Below are 14,425 nucleotides of genomic sequence, written 5' to 3'. Positions count from 1 at the left end.
GTTGTTAGTCTTTACTTTTTTTTGAGTCTTCGTCTATATCCTCCGATGCAATAATATTAATAGAAGGTTCTCTTAATACTTCTTTATTAGCAATATTTCGCTCTAAAGATAATAATAGCGAAGGTAATAACAGTAAGTTAGATAGCATAGCAAATAATAAGGTTATAGATACTAAAGCTCCTAAAGCTACTGTGCCTCCAAAATTAGATATTGTAAATACCGAAAATCCAAAGAATAATACAATAGAAGTATAAATCATACTCACTCCGGTTTCTCGCAGTGCAGCGTATACAGATTTTTTAATTTTCCAGTTGTTAGCTTGTAGCTCTTGGCGGTATTTTGCTAAAAAGTGAATGGTGTCGTCTACAGAAATACCAAAAGCGATACTAAACACTAAAATTGTAGATGGTTTTATTGGGACACCAATATAACCCATAATACCTGCCGTAACTAATAGCGGCAGTAAATTTGGCATTAACGACACAATAATCATTCTAAAAGAACGGAATAAATAGGCCATAAATAAGGCGATAAGTACTATGGCTAAGGTTAATGATATGGCTAGGTTTTTAACCAAATATTTTGTTCCTTTCTGAAAAACGAGAGCTTTACCTGTAATAATAACGTCGTAACGTTCTTTAGGGAAAAGTTTGTTTATTTCATCTTGAAGATCTTCTTGAATACGTTCCATTTTGTCCGTACCAATATCTTTCATAAATGTGGTAATGCGTGCATATTGTCCTGTGCTATCCACAAAATTATTAAGCATATCAACATCAGTTGCTGAATTTTTAGCATAAGATAAAATGAAACTATTTTCTTGACTTGTTGGTAGTTGATAGTATTTTGGATTGCCATTATAATACGCTTGCTTACTATATTTTACTAAGCTTACAACTGAAATAGGCCGCGATAATTCTGGTATGTCCTCAATTAATTCTTCAAGCTCATCCATACGTTTTAAAGTGGCTAATTTCATAACCCCTTTTTTACGTTTGGTATTAATCATTATTTCTAACGGCATAATACCATTAAATTCAGACTCAAAAAATCGAATGTCTTTAAAAAAGGTAGTGTTTTGAGGCATATCCTCTATAAGGCTTCCAGAAATCTTAATTTGATGAATACCAATAATACTTGCTACAATTAAGATTAGAGTGGTGATATAGATGGTAATTTTTTTGTTTTTTACCATAGATTCCATCCAATTCACAAAGGCACCAATCCAACGCTTATTTAAATGCTCTAGATGGCGTTCTTTAGGGTAAGGCAAAAACGTATACATTATAGGAATAATCATTAAGCACAATGTAAAAATTGCCAAAATGCTCAATGATGCTACAATACCAAACTCTTTAAGCAGCGTACTTTCCGTAAGAATAAATGTCGCAAAACCAGAAGCTGTTGTGACATTGGTCATTAGTGTAGCGTTACCAACCTTAGTAATTACACGCTGTAAAGATTTTACTTTATTACCGTGAGATTTAACTTCGTGCTGAAATTTATTAATTAAGAAAATACAATTCGGAATACCGATAACGATAATTAACGGTGGAATTAAAGCGGTAAGAACCGTAATTTCGTAGCCAAGGAGTCCGAGAATTCCAAAAGTCCACATTACACCAATACATACAACCACTAGCGAAATAAAAGTAGCTGTAAATGATCTAAAAAATAAGAAGAAAATTAATGAAGTTACAAACAGTGCGCCTCCAATAAAAATAGGAATCTCATCAATAATACTCTGAGAGTTTAAGGTACGTATATATGGCATTCCAGAAACCCTAACATCTAAACCAGTTTGAGCTTCATATGTATCAATTTTTTCTTGCAAGTGATTTATAATAAACGCTTTTCTCTCAGGAGTGTTAATAATATCCTTTTTTAAGTAAATAGCCGTTCTAACCGTTTTGGTCTCAGGGTTAAATAAGAAATTGTCGTAAAAAGGGTATTGTTCAAAAAGTTCTGTTTGAAGTTGATTGACCTGTGCAAGACTCGATATAGAATCTTTAATAAAAGGCTCTAACTCAAATTGTACTTTTTCGGTATTTTTAACTAGTTTCTGAAGGTCTTTTATAGATACAACTGCTTCAACTTCCTCATAACCTTTAAATGAATCTGCAAGAGCATTCCAGGCATTCAGTTGTTTTACAGAAAATAAGGTAGAATCTTTAATACCTAAGACCACTAAATTACCTTCTTCGCCAAAGATGTCTAAAAACTCGTTATATATTAAGTTAACCTCATGGTCATCTGGCAATAAATTAGCTTCAGTTGATGAAAAACGCATGTGTTTCCATTGAAAGCTAAAAAAGATAGTCGCCAAAATTATGGAGATAAGTATAAAAATTTTGTTACGTAGAATAAGTCTCGCAATTGCTTCCCAAAAACCTGTGGTAAAAAGTTTTAACATGTTTTAGTAACTTCCTCAGAGTGAGATCGTGAGGTATTAATTAAAATTTATTAATTTTTGAAACGATAGGCTTATAATATTGAATATCGCTAATGGACAAAAATAAGTGGTAAAGGTAGAAAAAACCTAAGGATTTGTAGGTTAATTAACAGTAATATAATTTGGATTATAATGAAATATTGAAGGTAAACTTAAAGGCTATGTTATCTTCAAAATCTTCGAGGTGGTAACCACCATACCTATAGGCAAAACTCAAACCAAAACCGAAAAGCAATTTGTTGATTTCAATACCAGATTCTGAATAGAGCTTATTCAATGTATTGAACTGTATGCCTTGGTGTCTTTCTATATTATTCATGTTACCAATAGCGTATCGCGATATTAATACTAACTGTGGTTTAAAACGGTCCGATATTTTGAAGGGTTTAAAAGTGTGTTTTATCTGTAATGTCGAAAATCTATCGCTAAAAAATTCATTAAAATACATAGTTTCAAAACTGTTTAAACCTGCTACAGAAAAGCGTTGCATTATAGTTTCTTTAGTGATGTTGTTCGGAGAGGCATGATACAAATGTGTGATGGGAACATCTCCTTTGGCAAGTCCGGCCACAAGCGTAAGTTTAGTGTTGGCCTCATTCTTATGTTTAAATTCTTGAATGGTTCTAAAGTCTATTTTTGAAAACGTAAAATCACTACCTAAAACAGATTTAAACCCTTGGGTATATTGTAATGTAAATTTGGGAAAACCATTTTTTGTTTCTTCAAATTTGCCATTGATTTCTGAAAATTCGCTAAACGGACTCCATTGTAAGCTTGTTTTAGCAGTGCTTAAATCAAAATTAGAATAGATTTTATTATCTATTAAAAAATTGTAAAAGTATGTTGGTTCAACTTTTGAAGTCGCTAACTGGGATTCTAATAGTAAATGATTAGAGAATTTATGTTGTAGTCCAACTGATTTAGTGATGTGTTTATGAAACAAATCGATGTTGAGTAATCTGGGTTCAAAAAAGGTAAAAAAACGCTTATCTGTTAAAAATTTGGAACTTCCAGTTTCTTGCAGATCATCTATATATGCGAGGTTAATCCATGTGTTTGAAGATTTGTTAATTCTAAAGCCTCCACCAATTTTGTATTTAAATCGTTTGTCTTTAAAACCGTAAACAACATATCCATCAACACGGTATCGGTCTGAAAAACGATCGTTTGTAATGCCGCCTAATCCACTTCGTAAGCCTTCGTATTGGTTGAATTTAATAAGATATTTTAAATCGAGATTAAAGTAATTAAAAGGCAAAAAACCGTTTCCTATATTTTTTAAGAATTCTATTTTCTTAATGGAATCCTGAACTGTTTTTGTAGAATCTTTTTTACTTTGGAGGCCTCGCTGTGCATAACCGTGCGATGCAAGCGTTAAAAGTAAAACGACAAACAGGTGCTTTCGCATGTTATAGGTTTAATTTTATATGTAAAAAAACATCCCAAAAAAAGACTTGGGATGTTATGCGTTTTTTGAATGTTGAAATTACACCGTCATAATTTCACTTTCTTTTATCTCTAGAGTTTCATCGATTTTCTTAACGTAAGTATCCGTTAATTTTTGAATTTCTATCTCTGCATTTTTTTGTAAATCTTCAGAAACATCTAAGTCTTTTATTTCGTGATTAGCGTCTTTACGTGCATTTCTAATACCAATTTTAGCATCTTCAGCTTCAGATTTGGCCTGTTTTGCTAAATTACGTCGTCTCTCTTCAGTTAATGGTGGCACGTTTATAATGATAGTATCACCATTATTCATAGGATTAAAACCAAGATTTGCAATCATAATACCGCGTTCAATTTCTTGAAGCATATTCTTTTCCCAAGGTTGAACAGATATAGTTCGTCCGTCTGGTGTATTTACATTTGCTACCTGACTTAATGGTGTTTGCGAACCATAATAATCTACCATAACACTACCTAACATTGCAGGACTAGCTTTACCAGCTCTAATATTAGTTAATTGTTTAGCTAAATGCTTTAGAGCAGCATCCATAGCTTCTTTTGCACTATCGATTATAAATTTAATGTCTTCGTTCATTGTATTAACGTTTTAGTTGAGAGTTATCAAAGTTTAAGCCAAAGTTTTTAAACATTAACTTCTGTTCCTATATTTTCTCCAGAAACTACTTTTAATAAGTTTCCTTTTTTATTCATATCAAAAACAATAATTGGTAATTCATTTTCTTGACTTAAAGTGAATGCTGTCGTATCCATAACCTTTAAACCTTTAAGCAAAACATCTTTAAAAGATATTTGATCAAACTTTACAGCTGTGCTATCTTTTTCTGGGTCTGCAGAATAAATACCATCTACACGTGTACCTTTTAAAATTACATCGGCTTCGATTTCTATAGCGCGTAATACGGCTGCAGAATCGGTAGTAAAGTAAGGATTTCCGGTTCCGCCACCAAAGATAACAACACGGCCTTTATTAAGGTGGCTCATTGCTTTTCTTCTTATAAACGGTTCTGCAACTTCATTTATTTTAATGGCTGTTTGTAAGCGTGTTTTAATGCCAGCATCTTCTAAGGCATTCTGTAAAGCTAAACCATTAATAACTGTAGCCAGCATACCCATATGGTCTCCTTGTACACGATCCATACCATTCATAGCACCTGCAACACCTCTAAAGATATTTCCGCCACCAATAACGATAGCAACTTCTACACCTAATTCAGTTATTTCTTTAATATCCTTGGCATACTCTGAAAGGCGCTCTGGATCTATACCATATTGACGGTTACCCATTAAGGCCTCACCAGATAATTTGAGTAATATTCTTTTGTATTTCATTAGATTGTTTCTATTGCTATTTAATGGCGTTACGTAATAATCTAATACAAAATAAAAATGAAATTAATATATCATTTTTATTCTGATGTTAGATGATTTAAAGGTTGGGCAAAGCTACGTAATTATTAGCATCTGTAAAAGTGAAAAAAAAGCAAAAAAAAGTCATTACTCAAATTAAGAGTAATGACTTTTATAACGATATAGATTTCTGCGTTTACAGAGTAATATATTAACCTACTGTAGCACGTTTAAAACCAGTAACAGCAACATCACCATAAGAAGCAACGTAATCAGCAACTGTTTGCTTTTCGTCTTTAATAAACTTTTGGTCTAAAAGACATTGTTCTTGGTCTAAAGTTGTGTTATCAGAAATAAAACGTTCCATTTTACCAGGTAAAATTCTGTCCCAGATTTGCTCTGGCTTACCTTCAGCTTTTAATTCTGCTTTTGCAGCTTCTTCAGCTTCAGCTATCACTTCCGGAGTTAATTGTGCCATAGAGATGTATTTTGGTACATTCTTTAAGGTTTTACCTAAACGTCCTAATTCAATATTATCTTTTTCAATTACAGCGATACGAGCTTCTGTTTCAGAGGCAACATAAGCTGGATCAAAATCTTTGTAAGATAATGAGGTTGCTCCCATAGAAGCAACTTGCATAGCAACATCTTTAACTAAAGTTTCAGCATTATCTACTTTTGCAGATAACCCTACTAAAGCAGCAATTTTGTTAATGTGAACATATTGTCCAACATAAGGAGCATCTAACTTTTCGAAAGCAGTGATGTCTAATTTTTCACCGATAACCCCAGTTTGTTCAACTAATTTTTCAGCTACAGTCATACCATCAAAATCAGCAGCTAAAAATGCTTCTTTAGAGTCATGGTTTAAAGCGATATCAGCTAATTGGTTAGCTAATGCTACGAAATTTTCATTTTTACCAACAAAATCAGTTTCACAACCTAATACTATAGCTACACCAGATGTATTATCTGCATTAATTTTTGCGATTGCAGCACCTTCAGAAGAATCTCTGTCGGCTCTTTTTTCTGCAACTTTTTGTCCTTTTTTACGTAAAACTTCAATGGCTTTATCAAAATCACCACCAGCTTCAACTAAAGCTTTTTTACAATCCATCATACCAGCACCAGTAGCTTTTCTAAGCTTGTTTACTTCTGCTGCTGTAATTTTTACAGTATTTTCCATAATTTTTAAATTTAAAAAGTCATTTAATTAATTTTCAAAACGAAAAGAACTAAATGACTTTTAATATTGTATAAATGTTATTTATTCTTCTTCCTCAGATGCAACTGCTGCGTCTGCTTTTGGAGCAGGTTTTGCTTTTGCGTCTGCTTTTTTAGCTTTACCTTCTTTTTCTGAACGTTCTGCTTTTCTTTCGTTTAAACCATCAGCAATAGCAGAAGTTACGATAGATAAGATTTTGTCTATAGATTTAGAAGCATCATCGTTTGAAGGGATTAAATAATCAACTTCACGTGGATCAGAGTTTGTATCTACCATTGCAAAAATTGGAATGTTCAATTTTTGAGCTTCTTTAATTGCAATATGCTCACGCATAATATCTACAACAAAGATTGCACCTGGTAAACGTGTCATATCAGAAATAGAACCTAAGTTCTTTTCTAATTTTGCACGTAAACGATTTACTTGTAAACGTTCTTTTTTAGATAAAGAGTTGAATGTACCGTCTTTCTTCATTCTATCAATAGAAGCCATTTTCTTTACGGCTTTTCTGATAGTTACAAAGTTGGTTAACATTCCACCTGGCCAACGCTCAGTAATATAAGGTTGGTTTACAGCACCTGCTTTTTCAGCAACGATGTCTTTGGCTTGTTTTTTAGTGGCAACGAATAAGATTTTCTTTCCTGATGCTGCTATTTTAGCTAAGGCTTCAGAAGTTTCTTCAATTTTTGCTGCTGTTTTGTAAAGGTTGATAATATGGATACCGTTACGTTCCATATAAATGTAAGGGGCCATGTTTGGGTTCCACTTACGTGTAAGGTGACCGAAGTGTACACCTGCGTCAAGTAATTCTTTTACTTCTACTTTTTCCATGTTGTAATAGTTTACGTTCTGTTAAATTAGCAATGTTCCGTTGGGCTTTTAGTTATTAGCTATTGGCTGTTGGCTTCATTTAGATGCTAAACTTTTAGTCCTGAATTTATTTCAAGATCTGTTTTAATTGATTCTAAAGTATTTCAGAATCTTTTCAATAAAATAAAATAATTCAGAACTCGTAAATACAAGTTCTGAATTAAGTGTTGTTTGGATATTAACGTTTCGAGAATTGGAATTTCTTACGCGCTTTCTTCTGTCCGAATTTCTTACGCTCTACCATTCTTGGGTCTCTCGTTAATAGACCTTCTGGCTTTAATACTAGTCTGTTTTCAGGATCTAGTTCGCACATAGCGCGAGATAATCCTAAACGTATTGCTTCTGCCTGGCCGGTGATACCACCTCCATATACGTTAACAGTAATATCAAAGTTGCCATCATTGTTAGTCAAGGCTAAAGGTTGGTTTACTTTGTATTGCAATGTTGCAGTACTAAAATAATCCGCCATGTCTTTTTTGTTCACTGTGATTTTGCCAGTACCTTCGGCAACGTACACACGAGCAACAGCCGTCTTTCTACGGCCAATTTTGTGAATTACTTCCATTTAGTTAATTTCATTTAATTTCATTGCTTTAGGTTTTTGCGCTGCATGTGCATGCTCTGTACCTGAAACAACAGTTAAGTTTCTAAAAAGGGTTGCTCCTAATTTGTTTTTAGGCAACATTCCTTTCACTGACTTTTCTACTAATCTGGTTGGGTCTTTCTCAAACATTTCAGTAGCTGTCAGACTTTTTTGTCCACCTGGATAACCTGTGTGACGGATGTAACTTTTTTCCGTCCATTTGTTACCAGTTAAGTTGATTTTTTCTGCATTGATAACAATTACGTTATCACCGCAATCAACGTGTGGCGTAAAATTAGGTTTGTGCTTACCTCTTAAAAGTATTGCGACTCTTGAAGCTAAGCGACCTAAAGTTTGTCCTTCAGCATCAACTAAAATCCACTCCTTATTAACGGTAGCTTTGTTAGCTGAAACTGTTTTGTAGCTTAATGTATCCACACTAATTTGATTTATAATTGTGCCTTAAATGACACAATAGATTAAACATTCCTCTTCAAAAAAGAGTTTGCAAATTTACGATAAAGTATTGATTTACCAAACCTTGATGCATATATTTTTGCGCTGAAAATCAGCGTGTTTAAAAAAAGGCTTTTTTGCTTAGTGTTTTGTAGCTCTAGTAAGTCGGTCGTTTATAGATTTTCCTAAACCGTAATCTGGAAATTCTTCAGCAATAATAATATCGAGATGCATCTTATCTAACTGATGAAGCACATCATATAAATTTGAAGCCGATTCAACTAAAACACCAGATGTTGATAGTGCTATTTGAACCTCAATATTAGGATGATCAATTTCAGACTGAAACGTTAATAGTCCAATACGTTTGTTTTTATGAAGATTTATTGATTCTAAAATATTAGTTGTTAAGATGGTTTTTGTTTTTGGTGCGTAGTGACGTTCTAACATGCCTGGTGCATCGGGAATAGCTTCCGTTTGACTTTTAACCGAATTTTTAATTTCAATCGTTCCAACTATGGCTTCAATATCTTCTAGTGATTTTGAACCGAGTCTATATATCATAGGTTCGTCATTTTCAAAACCAATAATAGTGGATTCAATACCACTTGTACACGCTCCACCATCTAAAACCATTTTAATAGCATCTTTAAAATAAGCTTCTACATGCTGCGCTGTAGTTGGGCTAATACTACTAAAAGGATTGGCACTTGGTGCTGCTAATGGAAAATCTAAGCGATTTAATAATTCTAACGTTGTTGGGTGATTAGGCACACGCACGGCAACGGTATCTTTTCCTCCCGTTATTAAATCTGGAATAATCCCTTTCTTTTTTAAAACCAGTGTTATTGGTCCTGGCCAAAAGGCTTCTGCTAATAATTGTGCTTTTGCTGGGATGTGTTCAACTATATTAGAAAGCTCGTCTATAGAAGGAATATGAACAATAAGCGGATTAAAAAATGGTCGCCTTTTCGTTTCAAAAATAGCTTTTATCGCTTTTTCACTATAGATATTACCTGCTAAACCATAGACTGTTTCTGTTGGAATAGCAACAATATCCTCAGCTGTTAAGAGTTGAATCGCTTTTGATATGTCTTTTGAAATAATACTCATCTTTGTTTCCATGTGACAAAATTAATCTAATATATTAAATTTATTCTTGGGATTTCTAATTAGAAAATAGTGATGGATTATAAAATAATCGTATATTGTGTAATCAAATTTTTTTTAATGAAATTAAAACACACTTTACTTACTGTTGCTATTACCTTTTCGTTACTTGGTTTTGCTCAAAAACTAGACAAGAAGGTTACTATAACTATTACAGTTAAGGATTCTTTAGACAATGCAGTTCATAATGCAATAGTTTTTTTAGATGACGTTAAAAATAGAAAAACAACTAATAAAAAAGGTGAATTGAAAATAAAAGTGAAAGAACTGCCAACAACTATCTCTGCTTATTCTGAAAAGGAAGGTTTCGAGAGCATTGTTTTTAAAGAAAATAATAAAGCAACCATTACTTTTACTAAAGAAAGTTTAAATAAAGGTGATTATATTGAATTACTTGCTTTAGATAGACAAAAAAAAGCAAGAAAAACTAAACCCGATCAATATTTTGCTACTATATATGATTACCTTAGAGCAAAAGCACCAATGCTAAAAATATCTTCTGACAATCAAATTAGAATAAGGGGATATGATATTAGTTTTAATGGGTCGAGCGAACCTCTATTTATTGTTAATGGATCGCCAACCAGTGTAATTTCTAGTCTTGTACCTTCAAATATAAAAAGTGTTAGTATTCTTAAGGATAGTTCAGCTGCGTCTTATGGAGTTAGAGGAGCAAATGGTGTCATCATAATAACAACTAATTAATTTTTTCAATATATAGGTTACCGGCTAATGCATAGACTGTTTCTGTTGGGATAGCAACAATGTCTTTTGCCGTAAGAAGTTTAACGGCTTCTTATATATCTTTTGAAATAATACTCATTATCTTATAAAGACGATTGCAAAATTACTTCAAAATCTCATACCACTAAGATTTAAGACGTTTATTTTTATTTTCTTGCTTTTGTTGATATAATGCATATCCTAATACTGCCATTTCTAAACCTAAGATAGCGATTTTTGCTTTTTTACTTTTAGTTAATGCACTAGTTAATCCTAAGACTTTTGTGATAATCATAATGGTTCAAATTTAAATTAATACTATGTTTTTAAAATTAGCTTTTAAGTCGTAGAGTGGTTAACGGAAATAGGATTAGAATTAACTGAAATAGGACCTTATACAATTTTCGTTATATGTATAAATAATGACGTTCCATTTAGTAGTTTTGCAACTTCAAAATTTCGATTATGATTTCAGTAGATAATTTGGCAGTAGAATTTAGTGGTCACACTTTGTTTAGCGATGTGTCGTTTACAATAAATGAAAATGACAAAATTGCTCTTATGGGTAAGAATGGTGCGGGAAAATCGACCATGATGAAAATTATTGCAGGTGTACAAAGTGCCACACGTGGTAATGTGAGATGCCCTAAAGATGCTGTTATCGCCTATTTGCCTCAACATTTGTTAACGGAAGATAACACCACTGTTTTTGATGAAGCTTCTAAAGCTTTTAGTCATGTATTCACCATGCGCGACGAAATGGAAGATCTAAATAAACAATTAGAAACTAGAACGGATTACGAATCTGACGACTACATGAAAATCATTGAGCGTGTGTCTGATTTGGGTGAGAAATATTACGCTTTGGAAGATGTGAATTATGATGCTGAAGTTGAAAAAGCATTGAAAGGTTTAGGGTTTAAACAAGACGATTTTACAAGGCAAACCAATGAATTTTCTGGAGGTTACCGTATGCGAATTGAATTGGCTAAGATTTTATTGCAAAAACCTGATTTGATTTTATTAGATGAGCCAACCAACCATATAGATATTGAATCGGTCATTTGGCTCGAAGATTTTTTACTGAATAAAGCGAATGCTGTTGTCGTCATTTCTCACGATCGCGCGTTTGTAGATAATATTACCAACAGAACGATTGAAGTGACTATGGGTCGTATTTACGATTATAAGGCTAATTATACGCATTACCTTCAATTGCGTGAAGACCGACGAGTACATCAAATAAAAGCGTATCAAGAGCAGCAGAAGTTTATTGCCGATAATATGGCGTTTATTGAACGCTTTAAAGGGACCTATTCTAAAACCAACCAAGTGTCTTCTAGAGAGCGCATGTTAGAAAAACTAGATATTATTGAAATAGACGAGATTGATACGTCTGCTTTAAAATTGCGTTTCCCACCGACACAGCGTTCTGGTGATTATCCGGTGACGGTAAAGGATGTTTCTAAATCTTATGATGACCATGTGGTATTTAAAGATGCTAACATGTCTATTGCAAGAGGTGAAAAAGTCTGTTTTGTGGGACGAAACGGTGAAGGAAAATCTACCATGATAAAAGCTATTTTAGGTGAAATTGATGTAGAAGGCACGTGCACTCTTGGTCATAACGTTAAGGTGGGGTATTTTGCCCAAAATCAAGCGGCTTTATTAGACGAAAGTTTAACTATTTTTCAAACCGTTGATGAAGTGGCGCAAGGTGATGTAAGAACTCAGATTAAAAGTATTTTGGGAGGTTTTATGTTTAGAGGAGATGATGTTGAAAAGAAAGTGAGCGTGTTATCTGGTGGAGAAAAAACCAGATTAGCCATGGTGAAACTCTTATTAGAACCTGTAAACTTATTGATTCTCGATGAGCCTACCAATCACTTAGATTTAAAATCGAAGGATGTTTTAAAAGAAGCACTTCAAAATTTTGATGGGACTTTAATTCTCGTGTCTCACGATAGGGATTTCTTACAAGGACTCTCAAATAAAGTCTTTGAGTTTAAAGAAAAACGCGTTGTTGAACATTTTGAAACTATTGATGATTTCTTAATTAGGAATCGTGTTGAGAGTTTGAAAGGATTGGATCTTTAGTAATAGGCGTTATAGCCAATTTGTAGAAGTCTTAGAACTTTTAATTTACTCAAGTACTACACCATGATAAAGTCGTTAAAGGAGCTATTAGAGTTAAAACTAATTGAGGAACCTTACAAAATGATAACTTTAGATCATATCCTTAGTATTTATTTTAGGTTGTGGCCTATTTCCGGTTGATTCGGAGTACATACGGAGTACATACGGAGGGGCTATGGGTGAACCCTTGGTTTGATTTGTATTAAATTCAGTAGTTTAATGACATAATTTCTTAACTATCTTTTTTGCTAAAACTTTCTTAGTATGGATTGTTCACTTTTAGGAATACTGAGCTTAAAGAATTCTTTCGTGGAAATACCGAGCGTAACTCTTTAGGGGTGTAAAAAGCAGCGTCATAAAGTATGTAAAATGAAAAACAAAATCATTCCATACAATCCAGAATTAAAAGCACTGGCTAGACAACTCCGGAAACATAGCACTTTGCCTGAGGTCTTGCTATGGCAACATATAAAACAACGTGCTTACGGTGTTCAGTTTCATAGGCAAGTGCCAATGCTAAATTACATTGTAGATTTTTATTGCCATGAAATAGGTTTAGCTATTGAAATAGATGGAGATAGTCATGAGCATCGTTTTTTATATGATGCAAAACGGCATACTAAATTAGAGGCTTATGATGTTACTTTTTTAAGGTTTTCTAATGACGAGGTTAAAAAGAATATGTTTAGTGTGTTGTTGGTTATTGAAGAGAAGGTTAGGGAATTGTTAGGAAAACACCCCTAATGAGCTACGCTCGGTATCTTCAATGAAAATATATTTTCATCTCAATAATCCTCAAGGGGACAATCCTAACCAACAAGCAAAAGTTTTAAAAATTAAAATTGATTTTACCATTACTCAATCTGATATCCTATGAATATTCTATTTTCCTTAATCAAATGTCCCTTTGAGGGGACCTTAGGGGTGTGAAATAGAATTGCTATTTAAAACAGTTTTAATGATGTGTTGCCTTTTAATCAGGGTAGGCGTGAGGATAAAGTGCGCTTTAGGGAAAGAAACACCATATGAAAAAGCGTCGATAGTTCTAGGGTGTTGGCTTTATTCTAATTGAAGTTTTTTAGTATTTGTTATTGGCCTTTTAGTTTAGGATAGGGCGGTATATACCCGAGGATAACCCGCTTATGACCCGCTTAATACCCGAGGTAAATATGGGTGAACCCTTGGTTTGATTTGTATTATATTCAGTATTAGTGACATCATCCCTTTGGTAGTCTAGACGTTCTTTTTTACTGAAAGTTCCTTAGTATGGATTGTCTGTTTGAGGATTATTGAGCTGAAAAGTCTGCTGTCGTATAAAGTTCTTAGTATAGCTTTTTAGGGGTGTAAAAGACGCGTCATAAAGTCTGTAAAATGAAAAACAACATCATTCCATACAACCCAGAATTAAAAGCACTGGCTAGACAACTCCGGAAGCATAGCACTTTGCCTGAAGTCTTGCTATGGCAACATATAAAACAGCGTGCTTATGGTGTTCAGTTTCATAGGCAAGTACCAATGCTAAATTACATTGTAGATTTTTATTGCCATGAAATAGGTTTAGCTATTGAAATTGATGGAGATAGTCATGAGCATCGTTTTTTATATGATACCAAACGGCAAAGTGCACTAGAGGCTTATGATGTTACCTTTTTAAGGTTTTCTAATGAGGAGGTTAAAAAGAATATGTTTAGTGTTTTGTTGGTTATTGAAGAGAAGGTTAGGGAATTGTTAGGAAAACACCCCTAAAGTCCCCTCAAGGGGACAATCCTAACCAACAAGCAAAAGTTTTAAAAATTAAAATTGATTTTACCATTACCTAATCTGATATCCTATGAATATTCTATTTTCCTTAATCAAATGTCCCTTTGAGGGGACCTTAGGGGTGTGAAATAGAATTGCTATTTAAAACAGTTTTAATGATGTGTTGCCTTTTAATCAGGGTAGGCGTGAGGATAAAGTGCGCTTTAGGGAAAGAAACACCATATGAAAAAGCGCC

Annotated in this window: 14 protein-coding genes; 4 read left to right on the top strand and 10 right to left on the bottom strand. The window is 33.5% G+C overall.

Annotated elements, in window-relative coordinates; translation table 11 throughout:
• Positions 1 to 4 precede the first annotated feature (4 nt).
• The 9 genes from C8N41_RS01175 to C8N41_RS01135 form a co-directional block, all read right to left on the bottom strand.
• Positions 5 to 2,413, bottom strand: a complete 2,409-nt coding sequence (locus C8N41_RS01175) for an efflux RND transporter permease subunit (RefSeq protein WP_115837865.1) — start codon at positions 2,411 to 2,413, stop codon at positions 5 to 7.
• A gap of 166 nt (positions 2,414 to 2,579) precedes the next feature.
• Positions 2,580 to 3,860 carry a DUF5686 family protein gene (locus tag C8N41_RS01170; RefSeq protein ID WP_115837863.1) on the bottom strand — a complete coding sequence of 427 codons (1,281 nt, stop codon included), beginning with the start codon at positions 3,858 to 3,860 and terminating at the stop codon, positions 2,580 to 2,582.
• Between the two features lie 78 nt (positions 3,861 to 3,938).
• Positions 3,939 to 4,493, bottom strand: a complete 555-nt coding sequence (frr, locus tag C8N41_RS01165; protein WP_092446506.1) for a ribosome recycling factor — start codon at positions 4,491 to 4,493, stop codon at positions 3,939 to 3,941.
• 47 nt (positions 4,494 to 4,540) lie between these two features.
• The gene (gene pyrH / locus C8N41_RS01160; RefSeq protein ID WP_092446507.1) at positions 4,541 to 5,248 is read right to left on the bottom strand and encodes a UMP kinase; all 708 of its coding nucleotides are present in this window, start codon (positions 5,246 to 5,248) and stop codon (positions 4,541 to 4,543) included.
• Between the two features lie 229 nt (positions 5,249 to 5,477).
• Positions 5,478 to 6,452 carry a translation elongation factor Ts gene (tsf, locus tag C8N41_RS01155; RefSeq protein ID WP_092446508.1) on the bottom strand — a complete coding sequence of 325 codons (975 nt, stop codon included), beginning with the start codon at positions 6,450 to 6,452 and terminating at the stop codon, positions 5,478 to 5,480.
• Positions 6,453 to 6,533: 81 nt separating this feature from the next.
• Complete coding sequence (gene rpsB, locus C8N41_RS01150; protein WP_092446509.1) at positions 6,534 to 7,322, bottom strand: 30S ribosomal protein S2; 789 nt, start codon at positions 7,320 to 7,322, stop codon at positions 6,534 to 6,536.
• 217 nt (positions 7,323 to 7,539) lie between these two features.
• Positions 7,540 to 7,926 (bottom strand): 30S ribosomal protein S9, encoded by a 387-nt coding sequence (gene rpsI, locus C8N41_RS01145; RefSeq protein ID WP_092446510.1) that lies wholly within the window; start codon positions 7,924 to 7,926, stop codon positions 7,540 to 7,542.
• Positions 7,927 to 8,382: a 50S ribosomal protein L13 gene (gene rplM, locus C8N41_RS01140; RefSeq protein ID WP_092446511.1), complete on the bottom strand. Its 456-nt coding sequence runs from the start codon at positions 8,380 to 8,382 to the stop codon at positions 7,927 to 7,929.
• A gap of 159 nt (positions 8,383 to 8,541) precedes the next feature.
• Complete coding sequence (locus tag C8N41_RS01135) at positions 8,542 to 9,513, bottom strand: L-threonylcarbamoyladenylate synthase (RefSeq protein ID WP_115838757.1); 972 nt, start codon at positions 9,511 to 9,513, stop codon at positions 8,542 to 8,544.
• A 117-nt stretch (positions 9,514 to 9,630) separates the two neighbouring features.
• Between C8N41_RS01135 and C8N41_RS01130 the strand changes: the two genes are divergently transcribed.
• Positions 9,631 to 10,275, top strand: coding sequence for a TonB-dependent receptor plug domain-containing protein (locus C8N41_RS01130; protein ID WP_115837861.1), 645 nt, complete (start codon positions 9,631 to 9,633; stop codon positions 10,273 to 10,275).
• A gap of 163 nt (positions 10,276 to 10,438) precedes the next feature.
• Here C8N41_RS01130 and C8N41_RS16855 read toward each other — a convergent pair whose 3' ends face one another.
• Positions 10,439 to 10,588, bottom strand: a complete 150-nt coding sequence (locus tag C8N41_RS16855; protein ID WP_170137068.1) for a hypothetical protein — start codon at positions 10,586 to 10,588, stop codon at positions 10,439 to 10,441.
• A 170-nt stretch (positions 10,589 to 10,758) separates the two neighbouring features.
• Here C8N41_RS16855 and C8N41_RS01120 point away from each other — a divergent pair, with 170 nt between their 5' ends.
• The 3 genes from C8N41_RS01120 to C8N41_RS01110 all read left to right on the top strand — a co-directional run bounded on the left by C8N41_RS01120 (position 10,759) and on the right by C8N41_RS01110 (position 14,175).
• Positions 10,759 to 12,390 carry an ABC-F family ATP-binding cassette domain-containing protein gene (locus C8N41_RS01120; RefSeq protein WP_115837858.1) on the top strand — a complete coding sequence of 544 codons (1,632 nt, stop codon included), beginning with the start codon at positions 10,759 to 10,761 and terminating at the stop codon, positions 12,388 to 12,390.
• A 408-nt stretch (positions 12,391 to 12,798) separates the two neighbouring features.
• Positions 12,799 to 13,173, top strand: coding sequence for an endonuclease domain-containing protein (locus C8N41_RS01115; protein ID WP_115837856.1), 375 nt, complete (start codon positions 12,799 to 12,801; stop codon positions 13,171 to 13,173).
• 627 nt (positions 13,174 to 13,800) lie between these two features.
• Positions 13,801 to 14,175: an endonuclease domain-containing protein gene (locus C8N41_RS01110; protein ID WP_115837854.1), complete on the top strand. Its 375-nt coding sequence runs from the start codon at positions 13,801 to 13,803 to the stop codon at positions 14,173 to 14,175.
• Positions 14,176 to 14,425: the final 250 nt, after the last annotated feature.

Origin of the sequence: Winogradskyella sediminis, assembly GCF_003387355.1 — a bacterium.
Lineage (GTDB): Bacteria > Bacteroidota > Bacteroidia > Flavobacteriales > Flavobacteriaceae > Winogradskyella > Winogradskyella sediminis.
This window is presented reverse-complemented; position numbering and strand designations above follow the sequence as displayed.